The organism is Bacillus sp. EB600 (genome assembly GCF_024494385.1).
In the GTDB taxonomy this organism is placed as follows: domain Bacteria; phylum Bacillota; class Bacilli; order Bacillales; family Cytobacillaceae; genus JAEVLT01.
Window position 1 is genome coordinate 23,593 of record NZ_JAEVLT010000013.1, and the last position, 22,384, is coordinate 45,976.

19 protein-coding genes are annotated in these 22,384 nt (G+C 39.5%); 9 read left to right on the forward strand and 10 right to left on the reverse strand.

What is annotated here, in order from left to right; translation table 11 throughout:
- Nucleotides 1-70: 70 nt before the first annotated feature.
- Genes JN080_RS14670 through JN080_RS14680 form a run of 3 tightly spaced genes read left to right on the forward strand, consistent with a single transcriptional unit; the run spans nt 71 to nt 3,388 of the window.
- Nucleotides 71-1,006, forward strand: coding sequence for an ABC transporter ATP-binding protein (locus tag JN080_RS14670; RefSeq protein WP_256236759.1), 936 nt, complete (start codon nt 71-73; stop codon nt 1,004-1,006).
- Between the two features lie 15 nt (nt 1,007-1,021).
- A complete protein-coding gene (locus JN080_RS14675; protein WP_256236831.1) occupies nt 1,022-2,221 on the forward strand; it encodes an ABC transporter permease in 1,200 nt (399 codons plus the stop codon).
- A gap of 9 nt (nt 2,222-2,230) precedes the next feature.
- Nucleotides 2,231-3,388 (forward strand): ABC transporter permease, encoded by a 1,158-nt coding sequence (locus JN080_RS14680; RefSeq protein WP_256236760.1) that lies wholly within the window; start codon nt 2,231-2,233, stop codon nt 3,386-3,388.
- Nucleotides 3,389-3,553: 165 nt separating this feature from the next.
- Here the strand turns inward: JN080_RS14680 and JN080_RS14685 are convergent, their stop codons facing one another.
- Together JN080_RS14685 and JN080_RS14690 are read right to left on the reverse strand one after the other, a co-directional pair.
- Entirely contained in the window at nt 3,554-4,999 is a 1,446-nt protein-coding gene (locus JN080_RS14685; RefSeq protein WP_256236761.1) for an HD-GYP domain-containing protein, read from the reverse strand.
- 29 nt (nt 5,000-5,028) lie between these two features.
- Nucleotides 5,029-6,594 carry an NAD(P)H-hydrate dehydratase gene (locus tag JN080_RS14690; RefSeq protein WP_256236762.1) on the reverse strand — a complete coding sequence of 522 codons (1,566 nt, stop codon included), beginning with the start codon at nt 6,592-6,594 and terminating at the stop codon, nt 5,029-5,031.
- Between the two features lie 366 nt (nt 6,595-6,960).
- Between JN080_RS14690 and JN080_RS14695 the strand changes: the two genes are divergently transcribed.
- Entirely contained in the window at nt 6,961-7,107 is a 147-nt protein-coding gene (locus tag JN080_RS14695; RefSeq protein ID WP_256236763.1) for a hypothetical protein, read from the forward strand.
- Nucleotides 7,108-7,204: 97 nt separating this feature from the next.
- Here JN080_RS14695 and JN080_RS14700 read toward each other — a convergent pair whose 3' ends face one another.
- The 3 genes from JN080_RS14700 to pruA form a co-directional block, all read right to left on the reverse strand.
- Nucleotides 7,205-8,077, reverse strand: coding sequence for a DMT family transporter (locus JN080_RS14700; protein WP_256236764.1), 873 nt, complete (start codon nt 8,075-8,077; stop codon nt 7,205-7,207).
- Between the two features lie 224 nt (nt 8,078-8,301).
- Nucleotides 8,302-9,501, reverse strand: a complete 1,200-nt coding sequence (locus JN080_RS14705; protein ID WP_256236832.1) for an ornithine--oxo-acid transaminase — start codon at nt 9,499-9,501, stop codon at nt 8,302-8,304.
- A gap of 88 nt (nt 9,502-9,589) precedes the next feature.
- Nucleotides 9,590-11,131: an L-glutamate gamma-semialdehyde dehydrogenase gene (gene pruA, locus JN080_RS14710; protein ID WP_256236765.1), complete on the reverse strand. Its 1,542-nt coding sequence runs from the start codon at nt 11,129-11,131 to the stop codon at nt 9,590-9,592.
- 306 nt (nt 11,132-11,437) lie between these two features.
- On the opposite strand from pruA, the gene JN080_RS14715 reads away from it, so the two are divergent.
- The 5 genes from JN080_RS14715 (at nt 11,438) to JN080_RS14735 (ending at nt 16,805) form a co-directional block, all read left to right on the forward strand.
- Complete coding sequence (locus JN080_RS14715) at nt 11,438-12,022, forward strand: helix-turn-helix domain-containing protein (protein ID WP_256236766.1); 585 nt, start codon at nt 11,438-11,440, stop codon at nt 12,020-12,022.
- A 33-nt stretch (nt 12,023-12,055) separates the two neighbouring features.
- On the forward strand, nt 12,056-12,454 hold the full coding sequence (locus tag JN080_RS14720; RefSeq protein ID WP_256236767.1) for a hypothetical protein: 399 nt from the start codon (nt 12,056-12,058) through the stop codon (nt 12,452-12,454).
- Between the two features lie 307 nt (nt 12,455-12,761).
- The gene (gene bcaP / locus JN080_RS14725; RefSeq protein ID WP_256236768.1) at nt 12,762-14,156 is read left to right on the forward strand and encodes a branched-chain amino acid transporter BcaP; all 1,395 of its coding nucleotides are present in this window, start codon (nt 12,762-12,764) and stop codon (nt 14,154-14,156) included.
- 459 nt (nt 14,157-14,615) lie between these two features.
- A complete protein-coding gene (locus JN080_RS14730; RefSeq protein ID WP_256236769.1) occupies nt 14,616-15,041 on the forward strand; it encodes an HIT family protein in 426 nt (141 codons plus the stop codon).
- 270 nt (nt 15,042-15,311) lie between these two features.
- Nucleotides 15,312-16,805 carry a peptide MFS transporter gene (locus JN080_RS14735; RefSeq protein ID WP_256236770.1) on the forward strand — a complete coding sequence of 498 codons (1,494 nt, stop codon included), beginning with the start codon at nt 15,312-15,314 and terminating at the stop codon, nt 16,803-16,805.
- Nucleotides 16,806-17,102: 297 nt separating this feature from the next.
- On the opposite strand, the gene JN080_RS14740 is transcribed toward JN080_RS14735, so the two are convergent.
- The 5 genes from JN080_RS14740 to JN080_RS14760 all read right to left on the reverse strand — a co-directional run bounded on the left by JN080_RS14740 (nt 17,103) and on the right by JN080_RS14760 (nt 22,258).
- Nucleotides 17,103-18,212 carry an FtsZ/tubulin family protein gene (locus tag JN080_RS14740; protein ID WP_256236771.1) on the reverse strand — a complete coding sequence of 370 codons (1,110 nt, stop codon included), beginning with the start codon at nt 18,210-18,212 and terminating at the stop codon, nt 17,103-17,105.
- Nucleotides 18,213-18,375: 163 nt separating this feature from the next.
- Complete coding sequence (locus JN080_RS14745) at nt 18,376-19,137, reverse strand: SDR family NAD(P)-dependent oxidoreductase (protein WP_256236772.1); 762 nt, start codon at nt 19,135-19,137, stop codon at nt 18,376-18,378.
- Nucleotides 19,138-19,277: 140 nt separating this feature from the next.
- On the reverse strand, nt 19,278-19,451 hold the full coding sequence (locus JN080_RS14750) for a hypothetical protein (RefSeq protein WP_256236773.1): 174 nt from the start codon (nt 19,449-19,451) through the stop codon (nt 19,278-19,280).
- 97 nt (nt 19,452-19,548) lie between these two features.
- Nucleotides 19,549-19,713 carry an aspartyl-phosphate phosphatase Spo0E family protein gene (locus tag JN080_RS14755; protein WP_256236774.1) on the reverse strand — a complete coding sequence of 55 codons (165 nt, stop codon included), beginning with the start codon at nt 19,711-19,713 and terminating at the stop codon, nt 19,549-19,551.
- 160 nt (nt 19,714-19,873) lie between these two features.
- Nucleotides 19,874-22,258 carry a polyprenyl synthetase family protein gene (locus JN080_RS14760; RefSeq protein WP_256236775.1) on the reverse strand — a complete coding sequence of 795 codons (2,385 nt, stop codon included), beginning with the start codon at nt 22,256-22,258 and terminating at the stop codon, nt 19,874-19,876.
- Between the last annotated feature and the right edge of the window lie 126 nt (nt 22,259-22,384).

The following is a 22,384-nucleotide window of genomic DNA, read 5'->3' on the forward strand; positions in this document are numbered from 1 at the left end:
AGGTAGATGGAAAAAACAGGGTTTCCTAATACAATAGGTATATAAATAAGTCGCAAGGAGCTGAGCAAATATGCTTGCTGTTAATAAAGTTAGAAAGAGCTTTGGAAAAACAGAGGTAGTGAAAGGAGTAACGTTTTCAGTTGAAAACGGGGAGGCCTTTGGTTTGCTAGGACCAAATGGTGCTGGAAAATCAACCATTATTTCAATGATTTGCGGTCTCCTTCCATATAATGAGGGGGAAATTACTGTAGGTGGTTTTTCCGTAAATGATCATCCTTTGGAGATTAAAAGGAAAATTGGCGTCGTTCCACAGGATATCGCCTTATACCCAACCATGTCTGCACTCGATAATTTGCTCTTTTGGGGAAAAATGTACGGGTTATCCGGCAGGGATGTGCGGAAAAGGGCTGATGAAGTATTAGACTTTGTTGGGCTCAGTGATCGGGCAAAGGATAAGATTGAAACATTTTCTGGCGGCATGAAACGCCGAATTAATATTGGCGCAGCTTTAATGCATAAACCAGAATTATTAATCATGGATGAACCAACAGTCGGGATCGACCCTCAATCGAGAAATCATATTTTAGAGACGGTTAAAGAACTAAATAAAGAAGGATTGACAATTATCTATACGAGTCACTATATGGAAGAAGTTGAATTTTTATGTAAACGAATCGGAATCATTGATCACGGTGAAATGATTGCCGTTGGAACAAAGGAAGATTTATGTAATCGACTATCTGGCGGTACAATTGTAAAAATGGAGGTTAATGATTTCAAGCATAGCTTAATAGATGAATTGAATACACTGTCAATTACGGAAAGTGTAATTGGTCATGAACAGGAAAAGAGCTTCGAAATTTTTGTGAGTTCAGGCACTCACGCTCTTGGTGAAATAGTTACTGCTGCTGTAAAAAACAATGTCAAGGTTTCCTCGATTCAAGTGCAGGAGCCTAACCTGGAATCATTGTTTTTACAATTAACTGGTCGTTCATTACGAGATTAGGAGGGAATACAGATGATGAAAAGTTTCATTATCGCTTGGAAGGATTTCAAGATACGTTTTACAGACCGAAAGGGATTTTTTCTGATGATCTTTTTCCCGATTATCTTAACCGCAATTTTAGGCACTGCCTTGAGCGGTGTGATGGGAGAAGCAAGTCTGCCCAAAACAACTGTTGGTGTCGTTCAAACAGATACTGATCCCATCGCGGCAATTTTAGTTAATGATGTGTTGTCAGGGAAAGATCTAAAAAAGCTTGTTGCTGTTAAAAAGGTTGATTCAGAAAAAGAACTTACAGCCTTGTTACGAGATGAGAAGATAGATGTTGGCGTTGTGATTCCAAGCAATTGGAGCGGGAACCTGCAGGATGGACAGTTAAAGCAAGCCAAGCTGTTGACTGATCCTGGCAAGGAATTGAAGGGCAATATCATCGAAACAGTGTTACAAACGTTTGTAAACCAAGTTATTACCACTTCTTCTTCGACAAAAACAGTGCTAACAAATTCAGCTCAAACGTTAGCACCTAATGATATCAAAAACCTAGCTAGGCAATTATCAACTTCACTTGAAAAGTTAGCAAAACATAATCAAGGCTTTGTTCAAGAAGGATCAATTGGAAAAAAACAAGTCAGTGGGATGCAGTACTATGCAGCGGCAATGGCAGCGATGTTCCTCTTATTTAATGTAGAAAATGGAGCAAAATCATTTATCAATGAACGCGATACAGAAACATTGGCACGCTTAATGAGTACACCAACAAGCAAACTGGCAATTTTAGCAGGAAAATTTCTTGGTAATCTTTATTTCGTATTGGCACAGTTTAGTATTTTCCTAGCTGTCACGCATTTTCTTTTTCAGGTTAATTGGGGAGAAAATGTACTTCAAACGATGTTAATCGGATTTGCTTATTCGATTGCCGTTTCAGGGCTCGCGATGCTGTTTGCTGCGATCATAAAGAATATGAAAACAGCCGAGATGGTTGGAGGGTTGGGCGTGCAAATTTTCGCTATTCTCGGTGGCTCGATGATTCCTCTTACTATTTTTCCAAAAGCCATGCAGACGGTGGCCAATATTGCGCCAAACAAATGGGCGTTATCCAGCTTTATCGATATTATGGCCGGTACCACATGGAACACGTTACTTATGCCGCTGATCGTTTTATTCATGATTGGCATTGTATCAATTACACTTGGAACATGGCGATTACAGGTAAAATAGGGGGCTATTATGAAAAGAATATGGGCGATTTGTTCATTTGAATTAAAACGGTTATTTAAAAAACCGCAGTCTTATATCCTGATGTTTGGCATGCCGCTGTTGTTCACCCTTTTATTTGGCGGATTACTGGGAGATTCCTCCACAGAAAAAATAACTATTGCCTTCGTTGACGAAGACCAAACTACGTTGTCCAAAAGCCTTCATGACTCGCTGATAGATAATCAGCTTTTCACTTTAAAAGAAATGAGGCGAGACGAGGCTGTTAAACAAGTGAAGGAGAAAAAGCTGACAGGCTTCCTGCTAGTATCAAAGGGATTCCAAAATGGGTTGGTTACAAATAATCAGCACAAGGTGATTTTTAAGCATAGTCCCGACTTCACCAGTAACGCCATGGTAGACCAAATTGTCTCAAATGCTGTTTCAAAAATAGCAATTGAAACTCAGGCCGCAACAGTTTGGAGCAGCTACAGCCATAAGCCATGGAATGAAATGTACAGTGAGTTGGATAAACAAGATTCCACCACTACTCCTGCTATTCAAAAGGTATCAGTTACAAAGAATCTACAGAAGCAAGAAATGGGCAATATGTCAGCACGTTCTGCCGGCTTTTCAATCATGTTTGTGATGATTGTGATGATGAGTGTCACAGGTGTTTTGTTAGAAGCGAGAAAAACAGGAGTATGGACTCGAATATTATCAACACCCACATCTAAATTCGAAATAATGGCCGGATATTTCCTATCGTTTTTTTTAATCGGTTGGATTCAATTCGGAGTTCTGATGGCTGCTTCGACCCTGCTATTTGGCGTACAGTGGGGAAATCTAGCAGGGGTATTGGTTCTCGTTTCAGCTTTACTCTTATGTGTTGTAGGTCTTGGTCTGTTTATTTCCGGGTTCGTGAAGACAGCGGAACAGCAAAGTGCGCTGGGAAGTGTCATTATTACCGCAACCTGCATGCTGGGCGGAATTTACTGGCCGCTTGATATTGTACCATCCTTTATGCAAAAAATAGCCGACTTTATTCCACAGACATGGGCAATGAAGGGCTTTACGGAGTTAATGGCCCGTGGCGGGAATATCATGGATATCGTCGCACCTGTATGTGTGCTGCTAGCCTTTTCGGTTACGTTTCTTGTGGTGGGGATGACGAGAATACGATATGAGTAATCACAATTATAGGCTGTATTTGGAGTTTATTTTATTTATTTCGCGATTGCCACAATCTGTTCAAGTAGTATCAAACTTCATTGAAGACGACAATTTTAGCAAAATGAACCTTTATATACGAAAAGCGGGCAGTCTATTTGGCTATCCGCTTCTTAATCTAGTAATCTATAATGTTGAAAGCTTCTGGATTGTCCCTTCGTCCTTAATCTTTTGAGATGGATACAAGTAAACAGAAGGATTACGGTCACAAAGCTTCTCCCATGCCTCAACACATTGAGGGTCAAAATGAGATCCTTTATTTTCTATTAAATACTTCATTGCTTCAGAATGTTGCCATGCTTTGCGGTAGGCACGATCTGAAGTCAATGCATCATATACATCCGCAACTGCTGCTATTCGCGCAAAGTAAGGAATTTCGGTGCCTTTTAATCGATCTGGATATCCGCTCCCATCCCATTTTTCATGATGGGACCGGATGATGCTTAACTCTTCCTTCAAAAATCCAAGATTTCTGCACATGTTATAGCCATCGACAGGATGCTTTTCAATTAATGCTTTTTCTTCAGGTAAAAGTTTTCCCGGTTTATTTAAGACAGAATCGGGTACCCTTATTTTCCCGACATCATGAACAAGTCCACCCTGAACAATAGCGCGAAGTTGTTCAGGCTTTAAGCGAAGCTCTTCAGCTAGCTTTAATGCATACATGGTAACCCTAAAGGTATGTCCAGCTGTATAGGTATCCTTCTGCTCCGTTACCGTAACCAAGGCTTTAACACTAGGCGAGAGGCTGTTCGTTGCACGTTCAAACGGGTCAGTCGTAAACAAGGAGCGGAGCGATTCCGTCAGAGTTCCTTTTACAGCATACTGTTTAACAATGCCAATTACCATAACAATCATGGCAGCCAGTAATAAGAAATGATAAATCCACCAGCTTAAGCTCCATTGTATTCCTCTAATCATAATTAACTGAGAAACCATGATCCACCCTGAACTATAGACAATCGATATTTGTAATGGGAATCGAGTATATCTGTAAGATTGAAAATAGCGATAGATTGTAAGGCAATTTAACAATATGGAAACACCCGTTAAAGTAATTTTTAAAGGGATGGCATTCTCCGGAATGAAATGGACAATATATGGATTCATCATTCCAATTACGCCCAAAGTGAGTAAAGCTGCTGTCCATATAGGAAGGAGTGTGCGTTGCTGTTTTCCAAGGAAATGCACAAATGAGTTATCAGATGGCAAGGATGACAGCCACATCCAGATTGTCGCCAGAAACATGCTTAATTGGGATGTAATTCCAGGTAACTGGGTATCGCCAAGGATGAAGTGTGGAGTAGACAGCCCATGAACCGAAAACATTAACCCGAGAGACAGGAAGGACAGTGACAAGAAGCTCACTTTACTATTTCGAATCCGATTTCCAACAACCCCTACCGCAATAGCTATCATACTTGCTAGAATGGAAACAATGCTGACAATATAGAAATGTCCCTTCGGCATCATGAAGGATGAATCTTTAATTATTCCAGAATGAAAAGCCTCAAATAGGATGTACGGAAATGACACAGCAATCAATGGTTTAAGATAGCTGGAATAGTTCATAGTAATCCTCCAAAAATCTAAATCTTTTTTCACGGGCAAGGGCACTGCTCACTTTCAGCTAACAGTTCCTTCACGCCATCGATAATATCAAAAGGCGCTACACCGTAGTGTGATAAGGTTTTTGCTTTTTCTTCTCCAGCCCTTGCATGTAAAAAGCTTGCTGATATAAGCGCATTTAAAGGGGTTGCCCCCTGAGCAAGAAAAGAGGTGATCAACCCAGTCAGCACATCACCGCTTCCCCCTTTTCCCAGGGCATCATGACCGTACGGATTTATGTAGACCTCCCCATCAGGCGTGGCAATGACTGAACGATGTCCTTTTAAAAGCAAGTTCACCTGATAATTTTTTGCAAAAGTACCAGCAATTTCGAGTCGATCCTCTTCGACCTCCTTTACTGTTTTATTCAATAATCTAGCCATTTCACCAGGATGAGGAGTAAAAATAACGTTTCCTTCATACTGTTGCACCAATTCCAAATCGTTTCGCAGTAAATATAGCGCATCCGCATCAACGACAATCGATTGTGTTGTTAGTGAAGCTAGAAAAGCTTTCATCCACTTTTCCCCGCTAGGGAACCTGCCCATTCCTGGTCCAATTGCCACACTATCAAATTGATCAAGCCTTGGTGAAATTTCAGCAATTGCATCTGCCGCAAAATATCCTTCCTGTTCCGTTAATGGTAAAAATAACGATTCTGGATTTTGTGCAGCCGCCATTGGATAAATACCTTCCGGAACTGCCAAGGTTACCAAGCCCGCACCTGAATATAAAGCTGCCTTTGCAGCAAAAATAGGCGCCCCGACAAATTGACGGGACCCGCCCAGGATAAGGGCATGCCCGAAGGTACCCTTATGACCATGCTTAGGCCGGACTGGTACTGAGGCTTTGCCAAGTACTTCAGTAATTATTATAGGCAGATCGAATCCCAGTTCATCAGCAATTGCACCTGGTACTGAGATATCAACAGCCTTCCACTCTCCAATGTACTTTGGACCATCCTGCAAGAAAAAGCCTTTTTTCGGAAACACAAAGGTAATTGTTTTGTCTGCTTTGATGGCGAGACCTTCCACTTTTCCAGTATCGCTGTTGACGCCTGATGGGATATCGACAGAAATTACCAACTTCTTCCCGGCATATTCTTTAATTAGCAAAATGACCTGATTAAATGGTTCTCTAACAGGACCATTTACTCCAGTTCCTAAAATTGCATCAATAATTATATCTGCCTGATTTAATTCATTGCGGAGTTCCTCTATTGTCTTTTCATGCAGATAGAAGACCGGCAATTCCCGGTTTATGTATACATCAAAATGTACCTTTGCATCTCCTTTAATCCGATCGGGCTTTACTAACAAACAAAGCAGAGGTTCTAATCCTAAATCAAACAGCCTGCGGGCAATAACAAATCCATCACCGCCATTATTCCCGCCCCCGGCCAGCACGACGACTCGCGGTTTTTTACAAGGTGAACTAGCGAGGATCTCCTCAACCACTTTTGCACCTGCATTTTCCATTAAGACAATCCCAGGTAAACCGAGCTTTTCCATTGTATACTGATCCATCTTCTGCATTTCCTTTTGCCCTGCAGCATACATTTGAAAATCCCTCCCTTTTAACCCTTTTCATTCATTATAAGGAATTTTTCACAACAGCGCACGGTTGTCCTAAAAAATTCAAAGGAAAATTCAAAGGGAAAATTCAAAGGGACGGTTCTCTTGCCTTTTTCGTGGAATTTCAAAGGGGGAATTTCGAAGGGACGGTTCTCTTGCCTTTTTCGTGACGCAAGAACCGTCCCTTTGCTAAAAACATTTTTCCTTCCATAGCTGCAACCAAGGAAAGCAGGCATTTGTTTTAGTTACCAGTAACTGTTAAAATAGAACTATACAATACTTGTAAAACACATAATGGATACCCATTGGATTGCCGAAGGAGAAAGATGAAGGTGATTGGGGTGAAAGGCGATGAAGAAGCGTTCAAGGTTGCGTAGACGGGTTCGAGAATGGCTAAGAAAGAGGAAAGAACGAAAAGAGGAGAAACCACTCCCGAGTTTTGGAAGCCGTTTGATTAAAGGCCATCAGGACCAATTGGAAAAGCCAACTGAAGAATAATTACGGGCGCGATGCTTCCATTACGGAGTATCGCTTTTTTCTGATTCTGGAAATTCAAAGGGACGGTTCTTTCGTGACGAAAGAACCGTCCCTTTGATTATTTCTCGTTGATAACGAATAAAACGCCACTGAGAATTAGGATCGAGCCGATCCAAAACGTTATACCTATGTTCTCTCCTAGCATAAGCCATCCGAGTATTGTCCCCACCACTGGTTGAAAGAAGAAAAGTAGCCCCCCGCTTGAGGCGTTTAGCATTTGTAGCCCGCGGTTCCAAAGTAGAAATCCACCTGCTGTTGAGACAACGCCCAAATACAAGACACCTCCCCATATAGACGGGTGTGTTAGCTGTGAGATAGTAATTGCGTGTAAACGTCCTAATACAATAGGGGTTAACACAATTAGGGCTACCAGGATGGAATAAGTTGTCACCACAATCTGTGAATAATCACTCGGCACACGCTTTACAAGAACTGACATGAGCGCCCATGTTAAAGCAGCAACAAGCAGTGAAATACCACCAAGTTTACTGGACAAATTCACATGATCGACTCCAACAATGAAAAAAACCCCAATTGTTGCTAAAAAAACGGAGAGGCCTTTTTTTACAGTTAACCGTTCTTTAAGCAGTAGACGAGCAAATATAACCATAAATACTGGTGTTGAAGATGTAATAATGGCTCCCATTTGTGCTGAGGATAGCATTGTACCTGTTTCCTGAGTAACAATCGAAATCGTGTTACCAATAATCCCAATGGCTATGATTAGTAAGAAATCACATTTATGAATTCGCCATTTTTGTCGTGTAATCAAGCCGATCACGAGAAGTGCGACTATAGCCACTAAATAGCGCATCCATACAAGTTCCAGTGGAGGTATGACAGCTACTACAATTTTAACAACAACGTACATTCCACCCCAAATACTAGCGGCTAAAGCTAAATATATAGAACCTAACCAAGTGTTTTTCACTTTTGTACACTCCGTCTTTTATTAGGCTGAGAATGCCCCTAACGGAGAGATGTAGTCACCTTCACTCCACTAAGGGCGGAAGAGTACTACTGGTACATCATTTTCAAATAATTGAATCGAATACATCGTACTTCACCTCTTTCAAGGGGACGTTTCACGGCTCTCTTTCCTTTTTTATAACAAGAGAACCGTCCCTGTACCCTCCTGTATCCTTACCTGTACCCTTATCCTAAAACTTTTGTAATTCGCTCTATAGCCCAATCAATTTCGTCTTTTCTAATAATAAGCGGTGGGGCAAAGCGGAGGACCAAGTCATGTGTTTCCTTACATAGGAGGCCTTCTTCTTTTAATTGTACACAATATGGTCTTGCTAGTTCAGTAAGTTCTACCCCGATAAATAATCCTTTACCTCTTACCTCTTTGATAATTGGGTTTTTAAGTGTTTTAAGCTGATCAAGGAAGTATTTTCCTAATTCAAGTGAACGATCAGCTAATTTTTCCTCTTCAAGTACCTCTAAAGCTGCAAGCGATACAGCACAAGCAAGCGGATTCCCCCCAAAAGTAGATCCGTGAGATCCCGGGTTTAAGACGCCAAGAATATCAGAATTTGCGGCAATACATGAAATTGGGAATACTCCGCCGCCAAGGGCTTTACCTAAAATAAAAACATCAGGGGTTACGTCTTCCCAATCGACAGCAAACATTTTCCCAGTACGTGCCAGGCCGGATTGGATCTCGTCTGCAATGAACAATATTTTGCTTTCTTTACAAAATGCAGATGCTGCTTTTAGATATCCTTCAGGAGGAATAACAATTCCGGCTTCGCCTTGAATTGGCTCAACTAAAAATGCAGCAGTATTAGCTGTGATTGCTGCTTTTAATGCTTCAATGTCACCGTAAGGAACTAATTTTATTCCAGGTACCATTGGACCGAAGCCTCGTTTGTATTCAGGATCAGATGATAGGGATACAGCCCCCATTGTCCGGCCATGGAAGTTGCCGATGCAAGCAATAATTTCTGCCTGGTTATCAGGGATCCCTTTTACATCATAGCCCCAGCGGCGGGCAGTTTTGATAGCGGTTTCTACTGCTTCTGCTCCGGTATTCATTGGAAGTACCATATTTTTATTAGTCAATTTACAAACTTTTTCGTACCAATGACCAAGTTTGTCATTGTGAAATGCACGGGAAGTTAGCGTTACTTTATCAGCCTGATCTTTTAACGCTTGAATAATTTTTGGATGACGATGCCCCTGGTTCAAAGCTGAATAAGAGCTGAGCATGTCCATATAGCGGATTCCCTCAGGGCTTTCCACCCAAACTCCCTCTGCTTTTGAGATAACAATTGGCAGTGGTTGATAATTATGTGCACCAAATTTATCTGTTTTTTCAATGATTTCATTAGATTTAGTGTCTGGGGCCATCATTTTTTTCCCCCTTTTCAACGTCCCCGAAAGGCGAAGGCCACGTTCCTGCCGCCTTTCGGAATTACTTAAGCTGTCGTTTATAGTCTTATAGTTTTTCAGATGTTGATTTTGCTTGCATATGAAGAACTAAATAATCGGGTCCTCCTGCTTTTGAATCAGTACCTGACATATTAAAGCCTCCAAACGGCTGATGCCCAACAACTGCGCCTGTGCATTTAGTGTTTATATAAAGATTACCAACATGGAACTCATCGCGTGCCCGTTCAATATGCTCACGATTTTTTGAAAGGAATGCTCCAGTTAGGCCGTAGTCTGTATTGTTTGCAATTTCCATCTCATGGTCAAAATCACGTGCTTTGCAGAATGCAAGAACTGGTCCAAAAATTTCTTCCTGCATCAGACGGGCATCTTGATCTAAATCAGCAATAATGGTTGGTTGGATGAAATAACCGTTTGAATCATTCCCTTCACCACCAGTCATTAGCTTACCTTCTTGCTTTCCAATTTCAATATAACTCATTATTTTCTTGAATGATTTATCATCAATCACTGGTCCCATATATGCACCATCAGCTGGGTTGCCTACTGTCAATGTTTTCGTAAGAGCAACAGCTTTTTCAAGGACCTCATCATAAATATCCTGATGGACAACGGCACGAGAGCCAGCAGAACATTTTTGGCCAGCGAAGCCAAATGCAGAGTAGACGATACTGTTAACTGCTAAATCGATGTCTGCATCTTTATCAACGACGACTGTATCTTTTCCTCCCATTTCAGCGATCACGCGTTTAAGCCATTTTTGGCCTGGGTGTACCTTTGCAGCACGTTCATAAATACGGCAGCCAACCTCCCGGGATCCCGTAAACGAAACAAACCGAGTTTTTGGATGATCAACAAGGTAATCTCCAATTTCTGCGCCGCTTCCCGGCACAAAATTTAAAATGCCTTTTGGAAGTCCTGCTTCATCCATCAGTTCAACAAATTTTGCAGCAATGATTGCTGTTGTATTAGCAGGTTTAAGAAGTACCGTGTTACCTGTTACAATCGCAGCAACTGTTGTACCGGCCATGATTGCTAATGGGAAGTTAAATGGTGAAATAATAATCCCGACCCCAAGTGGAATATAGTTGTATTGATTAAATTCACCTTCGCGGTTTACCATTGGAACTCCATCTTGAAGGCGCAGCATTTGACGGCCGTAGTATTCTAAGAAATCTATTGCTTCAGCCGTATCAGCATCTGCTTCTGCCCAAGGCTTTCCTGCTTCTTTTACCATCCAAGCGGAAAATTCGTGTTTACGGCGTTTTAAAATAGCAGCAGCCTTGAATAAAATATTGGCACGATGTTCTGGCTTCCACTTTTTCCATGTTTCAAATGTTTCTAATGCAGCCTGCATCGCTTGTTCAGCTAATTCCTTGTTTGCTTTGGAAACGTGGCCAATTACTTCTTCTTTATTCGCCGGGTTCTTAGAAACAATTTTATCCTCGGTAAAAATTTTCTCTCCACCGATCACAACCGGATAATCTTTTCCAAATTGAGATTCTACATAAGCAATTGCTTCTCGAAAAGCTAGTTTATTTTTTTCAATAGTGAAATCAGTTTCTAGTTCATGTGAATAAGTTATCATCGTTTCCCCCCAATTGATTATTTCATTTATCTAATATGCAAGTTCCGTGTCAAAATAAATTTCTTGATAATAGAGGATTACTTCCTTAATTTTATGCAAAAAAAATTTGCGTAAAATCTTTTATTTTGTAAAAAGCGCAAAATTTTTTTGTGTATAGTAAGTATTCTTGATTAATCTTGGTTAGCACATCGTTTGTGGTAAATTTATTTTGAAATTAGCCATATACTCCCTTCAGTTGTTTTTCGAAAAATATGTTATAATATATTTTATGTTCTAATATAACATACGCCTTACTAAGGAGTAATTATGGAAAAAAGCTGGTTATCTTCACAAATAGGGCAGCGGTTGCGATTTCATCGTCAACAGCGCCAATTATCATTGGATGAACTTGCCGAATTAACGACAGTGAGCAAACCGATGCTTAGTCAAATTGAACGAGGCACTTCAAACCCAACGGTATCAGTACTTTGGAAAATAGCGAATGGATTACAAATTCCGATTGCTTCATTCCTTATGAAAAACTCATCAATTCGGATTATCCGTGAGCACGAACAGCCTTTTTTAAAAGAGGATCACGATTTATTTGAAACCTATAACACTTTTGCATCCCCTGGAATCCCACTTGAAATTTATCGAATTCGGATGCTGCCAGGCTGCACACATATTTCTGAGCCTAATGAGATTGGTGTTTTAAAGTTTATAACAGTCCATTCAGGTTCCTTAACCATTAAAATTGGACATGAAGAAACATCCTCTTTGAAAAAAGGAGATGCCATCTCTTTTTCAAATGATGTGAACCAAGTTTATCAGAACGAAACAAATGCGTTTTGTGAATTTAACATGTGCATTTTTTATTCTAGTCCCCAAATTCAATCTAGGTCTGGAGCTTAATTAAAATAACTGAGATGAAAGGTTGTTATATAGATGGCAATTCAAATTGAAACGATCTATTATTTAGAAAATCCTGAGGAAGGCGTTAAAAAATGTGTTACAGAATCACAATTGAGATATGAGGACATTATTAAGGATATTTTTGGTGTGGCACTTGTGAGTGACCTGCCGATCATGATTCAATATAATAAAAAATTTCAAGAATGTATTTGTAATGCAAATAAAATCACTGCGAACCAAATTAGTTTAGATATGATTTTCCGTGTAGCCTCGAAGAGTGATTTACTTGAATTCAAGAAGGAATATCTAGCTGCTGAAAATAATAATGAAGAAATTGTTCCCCCTCCATTTGATTCCATCATTAAGCTTACCGAAGGAATTTTTAAATGGAATGAAAATGATTCTTCTTATATTCAGTTAAAGACTAAATGATTTAATTATTGGAGTTATCTATGTTTAAAAGTAATTCCTTATATTTTTAGGACCTTCTCTCAACTTTCTTATTTGCGAGAAGGTTTTTTTATTTTCTTACAATATGCTACTGTAACATTATCGTCACAAATTGGATTTAAAAGTAATTTATATAAATTTTATTTTTCAAATATATTGATTTTTTCTAACATACGTTATATTATAAAATTCGTTGTTGAAAAAATTCGACAAAATTCGTTATTATTTTTATTCGGTTCATTTTATCAGAATATTTAGACAAAATATACGTAATAGGAGGAAATAGATTATGGATTTGTTTAGAAAAAAATCCATTCAAGATTTACTAAGGGACACGGGCAAAAAGGATGTTACTTTAAAAAAAGAATTAGGCGCTTTTGATTTAGCGATGCTGGGAATTGGCGCAATCGTTGGAACCGGGATTTTCGTTCTTACCGGAGTAGCGGCTGCCGAACATGCCGGCCCAGCACTAGTCCTTTCCTTTATTTTATCTGGAATTGTTTGTATATTTGCAGCCCTTTGCTATGCAGAGTTTGCTTCCACTGTGCCAGTATCGGGCAGTGCCTACACATATAGCTATGCTACCTTTGGAGAAATCATTGCATGGATATTAGGCTGGGATTTGATTCTTGAATACGGGTTTGCCAGTGCTTCTGTTGCCAGCGGATGGTCAGGTTATTTTCAAGGATTGATCCAAGGATTTGGGATCCATATTCCTAAAGCAATCTCAAGTGCATATGACCCTGCAAATGGAACGTTTATTGATGTACCTGCCATTTTCATCACTCTGTTTATTACATTCTTATTAACACGAGGAGCAAAACAATCGGCCCGATTTAATGCAATCATGGTTATTATTAAAATAGCTGTTGTTCTCCTGTTTCTTGGGGTCGGGGCTTGGTATGTGAAGCCAGCTAACTGGACTCCATTCATGCCATTTGGATTTTCAGGGGTAACCGCTGGTGCAGCAACAGCCTTCTATGCATATATCGGCTTTGATGCTGTATCTACAGCTGCAGAAGAGGTTAAAAACCCGCAGCGTAACATGCCAATCGGAATTATTGCTTCGTTGGTTGTCTGTACAATTCTATATGTAGCCGTTTCAGCTGTATTAACTGGAATTGTACCCTACCAACTGCTTGACGTGAAAAATCCTGTCGCATTTGGACTAACTTATATTCACCAGGATTGGATTGCAGGATTCATTTCCCTAGGAGCAATTGCCGGGATCACAACGGTTTTAACGGTAATGGTTTATGGACAAACGCGCTTGTTTTATTCAATCAGCCGTGATGGACTACTTCCAAAGGTTTTTTCAAAAATAGATAAGAAAAAGCAAACTCCGGTCGTAAATACTTGGATCACATTCATTCTTGTTTCTATTTTTTCCGGATTAATACCACTTGGGAAGCTTGCTGAATTAACGAATATTGGTACGCTGTTTGCATTCATGTCTGTTTCTATCGGTATTTTGTATCTCCGCAAAACACAAGGGGCGCCGAAAACGGGCTTTCGCGTTCCATTTGTACCTTGGATTCCGATTCTTGCCTTCTTATCCTGCGGATACCTAGTGATCCAACTTCCATCCATAACCTGGATCAGCTTCTTGATATGGCTCGTAATCGGCTTAGTTATTTACTTTAGCTATGGAAGAAGACACTCCACTTTAAATAACAAAAGCTAGTTGATGAATAGGCAAAAACGCTTGGATATAGATCCGAGCGTTTTTTTTCCCACTTCAACTGAAGTCTAAAAGATTCTACATATTTTTAGTGCCATTCTACATATTTGTCAACGGATTCTACGTATTTTAAAGTTGATTCTACACATATTTGAAAGTATTCTACATGTTTTTAGGTGGATTCTACATATTTTCGGTGCAATTCTACATTTGCCCCTTGTGTGGCAATCAGCCGATAAATGTAACACAGTTTATATATACCTTATCTTCAAACTGTGTCAAATCTTTGAAGAGTCTTCTTGTTTCCTTAGTAGTTTGGCTTCTTATACTCGTATATTCCTTTTAAAGACTGTTACAATATACTAGTATCCCAATCAAAGTATACATTTAGCAATGTATGCAGACAACATTAGTGGATATTTTAATTAATATTGTTAATAGGAAATAAGAGAGGATTTGAAAATGATGGAATTAAACAAAGATTGTATGTATTGCATGGAGGATGAACGACGGGACAACCTTATGATTGAAATAGGCAAGCTTGATGTCTCGACAGTCTTTCTTTTTAAAGAGCAAACCTATAAGGGTAGAGTTAATGTAGTTTATAAGGATCATGTGAAAGAACTGTTTGAACTTAACGAACAGGAATTAGCAGCATTTATGAAGGATGTAAAAAAGGCTGCTTCAGCTGTGGACAAGGCTTTCCAACCGAATAAGATTAATTACGGGGCTTATGGAGATACATTGCATCATTTGCATATGCATGTGGTGCCTAAATATGAAGGAAAAGAAAATTGGGGTTCAACCTTCGAAATGAATCCTGGTAAAACATATTTGACCGATGAAGAATATGCAGATGTGATTGAAAAAATTAAAAAATACCTATAATGTCACTACATATGTTGAGGGGATCTTGGATCGCCTCAATTTTTTTGCCGAGATTTCAACTAGAATATATTCCACAGTATTAGTTTATTTGGAAAATTTATCATTTTAAAATGTTCTTTACCAAAAGCACACCATATATAAAAAAACATCCATGGACTCCACAATTATCCAATCACAAGCAAAATTTAACAACCTTTTTTGATTAGAAAGAATATTGACGAACTTTTTAATTAAAAGTATTATTGTAGAATAGAATAAGGAGGTTGTAAGATGTCAGACTTAAATAGGCAGAAAATTGTGGAAAGTGTGCCTCAGAAAGGATTTTTTGGACATCCTAAAGGCTTATTCACTCTTTTCTTCACGGAATTCTGGGAAAGATTTTCTTACTATGGTATGAAAGCGATCCTTGTTTACTACTTGTATTATGAAGTGTCAAAAGGTGGTTTAGGACTTGACCAGCAGACTGCCCTTGCCATTACGTCCATATATGGATCATTAGTTTATATGTCAGGAATTATCGGCGGCTGGCTGGCTGATAGGATTTTCGGAACATCAAAAGCTGTATTTTACGGCGGTATATTGATCATGTTTGGTCACATCGCTTTGTCTATACCAGGGAGCTTACCTATGTTCTTTGTATCGATGGTTCTGATTATCCTTGGTACAGGGCTGCTGAAACCGAATGTATCAACGATTGTTGGTGAATTGTATAGTATTAAAGACGTCCGTCGTGATGCCGGATTCAGTATTTTTTACACGGGAATTAACGCTGGAGCCTTCCTTTCCCCGCTAATTGTCGGAACGGTTGGCATGAAGTATAATTTCCACCTAGGCTTTGGCTTGGCTGCAATCGGCATGTTCATCGGTTTAATGGTCTTTATTTTTACAAAGAAAACTAGTCTCGGTCTTGCCGGCAGGTATGTTACAAACCCTATCGCCAAAACTGAAAAGAAAAAAGTTTTCACGCAAATCGTGGTCGCTTTCATTATTATTGCCATTTTAGTTGCGGTTGCTATTTCCACCGGACTTTTAACTGTTCAATCCTTTATTGGCCTTGTCGGGATCTTAGGATTTTTAATTCCCGCCAGTTACTTCGTTGTAATGTATCGCAGTCCAAAAACAACCCGCGAAGAGCGTTCACGGATTATTGCTTATATTCCACTTTTTATAGCATCTGTTATGTTTTGGGCAATTGAGGAGCAAGGATCAACCATTCTGGCGAATTTTGCTGATAAACGGACGCAATTGGATTTTGCAGGAATGCATATTTCACCTGCATGGTTTCAATCATTGAATCCACTATTTATCATTGTTTTTGCACCAATCGTTGGTGCACTTTGGGTAAAATTAAATGACCGCCAGCCAACGATCCCCAAAAAATTCTCGTTTGGTTTATTGTTTGCCGGTTTATCATTCCTTATTATTTTAGTGCCAGCATGGTTTGGCGGAGCTCACGCACTCGTGAACCCATTATGGCTCGTACTTAGTTATTTCATTGTTGTCATTGGGGAATTGTGCTTATCACCTGTTGGACTCTCGGCTACGACGAAATTAGCACCTGCTGCTTTCTCGGCGCAAATGATGAGTTTATGGTTTTTATCTAACTCTGCTGCCCAGGCACTTAATGCACAATTGGTTAAATTTTACACACCAGCGACCGAAATGACCTACTTTGGAGTGATCGGTGTCGCATCAATTATCCTCTCAATTTTATTATTTGTACTATCACCAAAAATTCAAGGCTATATGAAAGGAATCAGGTAAAAGCCTTTTCCTTCATCATGCAATAGCACAACCTGATAAAAAAGTTACGGAGCTGAATCAGCACTGTAGCCTTTTTTAAGTAATACCCTCTTTCTCCCAATTAACATCCACGTAGGATGCGACAAATCCAATTGCTACAGTAGCCCTTCAATTTAATATAAAAGAAACCGACAAACTTTTCCACTCGGTCGGTTTCTTCTTCATATGAAAGTGAATACCTGTAGACACATTGTTTATTTTTAAATATGGAAATCAATCCTGAATGGAAATTGTGGCAAAAAACGAATGCCCCTTTAGTTAACTTTTGTACTTAGATATCTTAGCTGATATAGATCCTGCCTGTCTCTCTGGTGATCTGGCTTTTAGGTGGGATGCCCAAGCTATTTTCGATTCATACTTCTGAGTATGCTCCTTGTTGACTAGGTTTTGTAATCGCTCTTTATTCTTTTCAAGAAAATCCTCAAGAGCCAACAGCCGGCGGGTTGGGAAAGGAAGACCCGCTAGGATGGTGATGATCGCAGGATCAGACTCCGAGATATAGGTCCCTTCGAATAATTCAAGCGGTTCTCCGACTTTTTCAAAGATTGATGGAACATTAATTAGCTTCGACATTTTTTCGGGCCCATTATAAATGAGACCAGCTCGAATGACGCCAGTTGATTCGACGGGACAAAATATGGTACTTGCCCAGGATTGTTGAATTTTACTGGATACATCTGAGGTAGTTTTAGCGTCAGTGATCGTTGCTGAGGATATAATTGTTACTCCTCTAGTGTTAAGGATATTAAAAAGATCAGTCTCATCAAAGTTACCGTATAAAGAACTCATTTTCGTTACCTGCAGTACACCACTAATTGCTTCCATGACTTGATAATTGGAAGAAAGGTAGATTTGATGTTTACTGGATTGTGGGTTCAACTTACGCATTTGATCATTATCTACCAGAAACACAGAAGAAATCGCCTCTATCTTTGAAATTTCTTCAATGCACTCCGCTGCATTGATCCTGTTGCCTGCTAATACGTTTCGGTCAGGTAAAATCGCAATAGCCCCGATAATGACGCCTGGCAGTTGATCCACTAACAAATCAATTAAGAGTGGACTCATACCGGATCCAGTCCCGCCATCAGTAGAGAAGGCCACCAGTAATAGCTTAATATTTTTAAAGGAACGCTTTACAAACTCAGTTATCTCACGATGGTTATCCTTAACGGCTTTTATTCCTATGGACCTATTTTGCCCGGCACCATTAAAACCTGGGAGAAAAAACTTCTTATCTACTCTTGTGTTAACGATTCCATCCCTTTGGTTCGTATTAATAAGGGCGGTTTGAAAGCCCATGGTTGATGCTATCTCAGCTATATTACCGCCTGCTTGACCGACACCCAAGATTCCAATTGATTTCACCATATCCCCTCCTTGTCTTACTATGATAATACTCAAATTTTATGAAATTAGACTTTTTCATTTTAGAATAGGTAAAAAAAGTGGGAGAAAAAAGCACTTTTTTTACCGCCTAATTGGCTGTTCGATAACCCGACAGCCTTTTCCGCTCACTAGGCAGCTTTATTTAAAAATTCATTTTTGACTGCCCACCATCTACATTCATACTCGCTCCCACAACCCAAGAAGCTTTTTCAGAAGCTAAGAATACAGCTACATTGGCAATTTCTTCAGGCGTGCCAAATCGTCCAGCCGGAATTTCTCGACGAATAAACTCTTCTATGCCTTTCGGATCTGCCTCTTGGCGTTTTTTCCAGTTCCCTGTTTCATGAAGGATACTTCCAGGGGCAATACTGTTTACTCTAATTCCAAATGGAATCACTTCATCAGCCAATGATTTGGTAAAGCTAATGAGGGCGGCCTTTGCATTGTTATAGGTTACTTTTCCGCCACTCTCCCGCCCGAAAACAGACGTAATATTGATAATCGATCCTGTTTGAAATTTTTTCATATTCTTGACAGCTAATTTACTTAAATGGACAGCTGAAAAATAATTTAGCTCCAGTGCCTGATAGAATAAATCCATCTCCGTTTCCGTTGCACTCCCCCCATTACTGCCACCAGCATTATTGATTAACACATCTATCGATCCGTTTTGCTCAATATACGATTGGATTAGTTTTTCCCGCTCATTTGCATTTGTTAGATCTGCTTGAAAAATTGCTATGTTCCCACCTAGTTCTAGTTTCGTTTTTTCTAAAGCCTCCAACCCGCGAGCAGCAATCGAAACCTTGGCCCCTTCTGAGACAAATCCCTGGGCAATGGCTTTTCCTATCCCCATTGAACCACCTGTAATAAGAATATTTTTCCCTTGTAAATGCAAGTCCATTTTTAAAACTCCTTTTTATGCAGCTAACTAGATATAGTTTATATTGGCTATCATTAAGAATCAAAAAAACACTTTATTCTGTTTTACTAAGAATAAAGTGTTTGCATGTAATTTCTTAACAATCTATATCTAGCCATTTGCTAATCTTGAAACCCGGATAATTGCTGCTTTGCAGAGTTAAGCGAATTGATTGCTTGTTGAATCTTTTCTTTGTTATCTGGTTTTTCCGCAGAATTTAGTGCTTGTTCTAATGTGCTAACAGTCGTTTGTACTGATGAAATGCTTTGGTCAACGTATTGTTTAGCTTTTGGCATTTATAACACTTCCTTTTAAAATATTTTCAAAAGTAGTATCTGCACAAAATCATTAAAATATTTATTTACAGGTTTAAAATTGCTTTTCTCGTTATTATTAAGCAGATATCTTCCCGCGGTTTCTCATTTGCAAATTGATTAAAATATCAAGTTTTTTACTAAGCTTGATCGTTTCTTCAGAAGCAAGTCCCTGGGACTCCCCAACTGCAATCATTCTTTTCCGAAGCTTTTCTATATCTTTAAGTAAAGTTTCATTATTCATTGTTAACCGCCCCTTGTATACAACAATACTATTCTACCAAGAAAAAGAAGATTCGGTAATATGTAACCTATCACCAAATATCGACAATCTTTTGCGAATTAGATAAAAAGGCAATTTTCTAATGACTAGTTATTCCACCCGATTAATAGCCATAACAAACTTAATGTTCCCGATTCACAATATAGTTCAATAAATGCTTCAGAAAAGTGGTCGTACGTGGTACTTCTTTCAGTGCTTCCAATGCAAGACAATAATGTTCCCACATCGCTTTTCTGGCACCATCAGAACCTAGCATTGACACAAAAGTCGAATTGTTGTTTTCAGCATCTTTTCCAATAGGTTTTCCGAGTAGGGACGGAATTCCCTCAACATCAAGCAGATCATCCTTAATCTGAAACGCAATGCCGGTATGATAGGCGAATTTTTTCAAAGCTTCCATTTCCAGCTCCTTTGCATGAGCAAGAATTGCGGGCATTATGAGCGAAGCTTCGAATCCGATTCCAGTTTTGAAAAAGCTCATCATATTCAATTGTTCCAGTGTCAATTGTTTCCCTTTGGAATCCAAGTCCATCGCCTGTCCTTTACACATATCCTCTGTCATTTTAGCCGAATATTTAATCAGGCTAAGCACAGTTTTCGAATCGAACTGATCAAGAGATGCTTGTTCCTCAATTGCCTTCTGCGTCAGAAAGAGACCTGTTAATTCAGCAATGGCTGTATTATACAGCTCATGCAGGGTTGGACGTCCTCTGCGGATCGGCGCATTATCCTGGGAAGGCAAATCATCGAAGATTAAGGATGCGGTGTGCATATATTCCAATGATCTCATAAGTGGCACGATTGCTGAACTATTTAATCCATATCCGTCAACGGCCATGACCCAAGTCATGATTGGTCGGAGTCGCTTACCATCACCTTTCAGACTGTAGTTAGCAGCAGCAATTATTGGCTCTTTCAGTAAAGAAATTTGATCGGCTTTAGGGATAGGTATGATGTTACAGATATGATTACGCACGGTTTCAATAGTATCAAGGAAATCTTCCTGCTCCTTCTGTTCATTCTTTAGAATGGAAATGATATGATCCCGAAGCAGCTTATCAAAGAAATCCACATCATCTGCTTTGCGAACCATCTTTTGGATAACATTATTGAATTTCGGACTTCCCGAGGCAAACAGTTCCATAACTTCGTTGTATTTATTGGTTCCCATCCGCTCTTTAAATCGTTTTAAACCGTTTATTGCACGATCCAGAATAACTTCACAGGTCTTTGTGTTTGAGTGGTACACATTATGGATCAAATAGCTGATGACCGTCCAGTATAATTCAAAGGGGTTTATAAGATCGGGCCGCATATCATGGTATTTCATATAGTAGGTATAAGGTGTTACCGCGCCATCCTTCATGTCATCAAACATATCTGCAAAATCATCAGCCAGCTGGTTGTAAATTCCATAATAAAATGTTCGATAGTCAAAGCCTGCATCCATAGGAGCACTGATTATTGAACGGACAATCAATCTTGATGATGAGGATTTTAAAATGACCGGGATATAAAGCTCTTCATTTGTGTAATTTGCATTTGATAGCTCCTTTTCACGGTCCACTTCCTGAGAATTAAAAAAAACATAGGATTGCTCAAAAAAATTTTTTCTTGTCTCTTGTCGCTGATGGGCCTTAATATACTCAAAAGCATCTCGTAATTCCGAATGAATAAATCTGATCAGGTCCTTGTTATTTCCAGTCCACTCATCCATTTCCGGTACAGATCCTGTAATTAGCGTGGTCCGTATCAAATCGGAATATTGTTTTTTCTCTTTGGGTGATAAGACTTTGGCGTCCAGAAGATCGTCAACAAAGGGATAGGTCAGACCATAGGAATAGCCTAGCCTAATTGCTTTATCAAGTTTCTGTGAACGTTCTGCAGATGATATCTCATCGTCCATCTCTTCAACCTCGTGCATGAGTACCCCAGCAATGATTTTAATAAGTTTTCGCTGGGCCTGCTCAGCATCCATCCCCTTTGGGATGTTGGAGGATACCATCTTAAGTTTGTTGAACACCCAGATTATGGTGGATTCAATGCCTTCCTTCTGGGCCATCCGGTACAGCCCTGCCATGCTAAACGTTTCTGTTTTGTCTCCTCGGTCTGTTGAAGTGGAATGAGTCAGATAATCTTTTAAACTGTCGACTACACTCCGAACCCTGGTCTGCGTCTCAGCCGAGTCTAGGGCTTTACCTAGATCCCGCATGAAAAGATAGGAGATGCTTCGATCTAAGTAATTATCTAGCTTGCCTGTGTAATCCAGCCATTGGATATAATTGTAATATCCCATGTGATTAGGTTTTCCCTTTCTACCCGAAAAAAAAGATAACCATGAATGATGATGAATATGGTTGCGTTTCCAGGATTGTATATCCTTTATTAGGGTAGTCACATAGGTCTTTTCTAAAACCTGCACAGTGAGTGATTTAAAATAATCTGCAGCCTTCTGCTCAGCTAGCCGATAACATGCATCGACATTTTTTATTAACTCCTCATTCATACCATATACCTCTACTTACTATTGGCTTATATATTTTTTTTTCAAAATAACTAAATCCAAGATTAATATTCCAAGCATGGTCCCAGCTGTTTTTTCTTTAAGACTACCAAAATATAGTTAAATATA

Excerpts from the sequence above, each read along its gene's own strand:
- JN080_RS14670 (WP_256236759.1), top strand. The coding sequence starts at position 71 with ATGCTTGCTGTTAATAAAGTTAGAAAGAGCTTTGGAAAAACAGAGGTA.
- JN080_RS14675 (WP_256236831.1), top strand. The coding sequence starts at position 1,022 with ATGAAAAGTTTCATTATCGCTTGGAAGGATTTCAAGATACGTTTTACA.
- JN080_RS14680 (WP_256236760.1), top strand. The coding sequence starts at position 2,231 with ATGAAAAGAATATGGGCGATTTGTTCATTTGAATTAAAACGGTTATTT.
- JN080_RS14685 (WP_256236761.1), bottom strand. The coding sequence starts at position 4,999 with ATGAACTATTCCAGCTATCTTAAACCATTGATTGCTGTGTCATTTCCG.
- JN080_RS14690 (WP_256236762.1), bottom strand. The coding sequence starts at position 6,594 with ATGTATGCTGCAGGGCAAAAGGAAATGCAGAAGATGGATCAGTATACA.
- JN080_RS14695 (WP_256236763.1), top strand. The coding sequence starts at position 6,961 with ATGAAGAAGCGTTCAAGGTTGCGTAGACGGGTTCGAGAATGGCTAAGA.
- JN080_RS14705 (WP_256236832.1), bottom strand. The coding sequence starts at position 9,501 with ATGGCCCCAGACACTAAATCTAATGAAATCATTGAAAAAACAGATAAA.
- pruA (WP_256236765.1), bottom strand. The coding sequence starts at position 11,131 with ATGATAACTTATTCACATGAACTAGAAACTGATTTCACTATTGAAAAA.
- JN080_RS14715 (WP_256236766.1), top strand. The coding sequence starts at position 11,438 with ATGGAAAAAAGCTGGTTATCTTCACAAATAGGGCAGCGGTTGCGATTT.
- JN080_RS14720 (WP_256236767.1), top strand. The coding sequence starts at position 12,056 with ATGGCAATTCAAATTGAAACGATCTATTATTTAGAAAATCCTGAGGAA.
- bcaP (WP_256236768.1), top strand. The coding sequence starts at position 12,762 with ATGGATTTGTTTAGAAAAAAATCCATTCAAGATTTACTAAGGGACACG.
- JN080_RS14730 (WP_256236769.1), top strand. The coding sequence starts at position 14,616 with ATGATGGAATTAAACAAAGATTGTATGTATTGCATGGAGGATGAACGA.
- JN080_RS14735 (WP_256236770.1), top strand. The coding sequence starts at position 15,312 with ATGTCAGACTTAAATAGGCAGAAAATTGTGGAAAGTGTGCCTCAGAAA.
- JN080_RS14745 (WP_256236772.1), bottom strand. The coding sequence starts at position 19,137 with ATGGACTTGCATTTACAAGGGAAAAATATTCTTATTACAGGTGGTTCA.
- JN080_RS14750 (WP_256236773.1), bottom strand. The coding sequence starts at position 19,451 with ATGCCAAAAGCTAAACAATACGTTGACCAAAGCATTTCATCAGTACAA.
- JN080_RS14755 (WP_256236774.1), bottom strand. The coding sequence starts at position 19,713 with ATGAATAATGAAACTTTACTTAAAGATATAGAAAAGCTTCGGAAAAGA.
- JN080_RS14760 (WP_256236775.1), bottom strand. The coding sequence starts at position 22,258 with ATGAATGAGGAGTTAATAAAAAATGTCGATGCATGTTATCGGCTAGCT.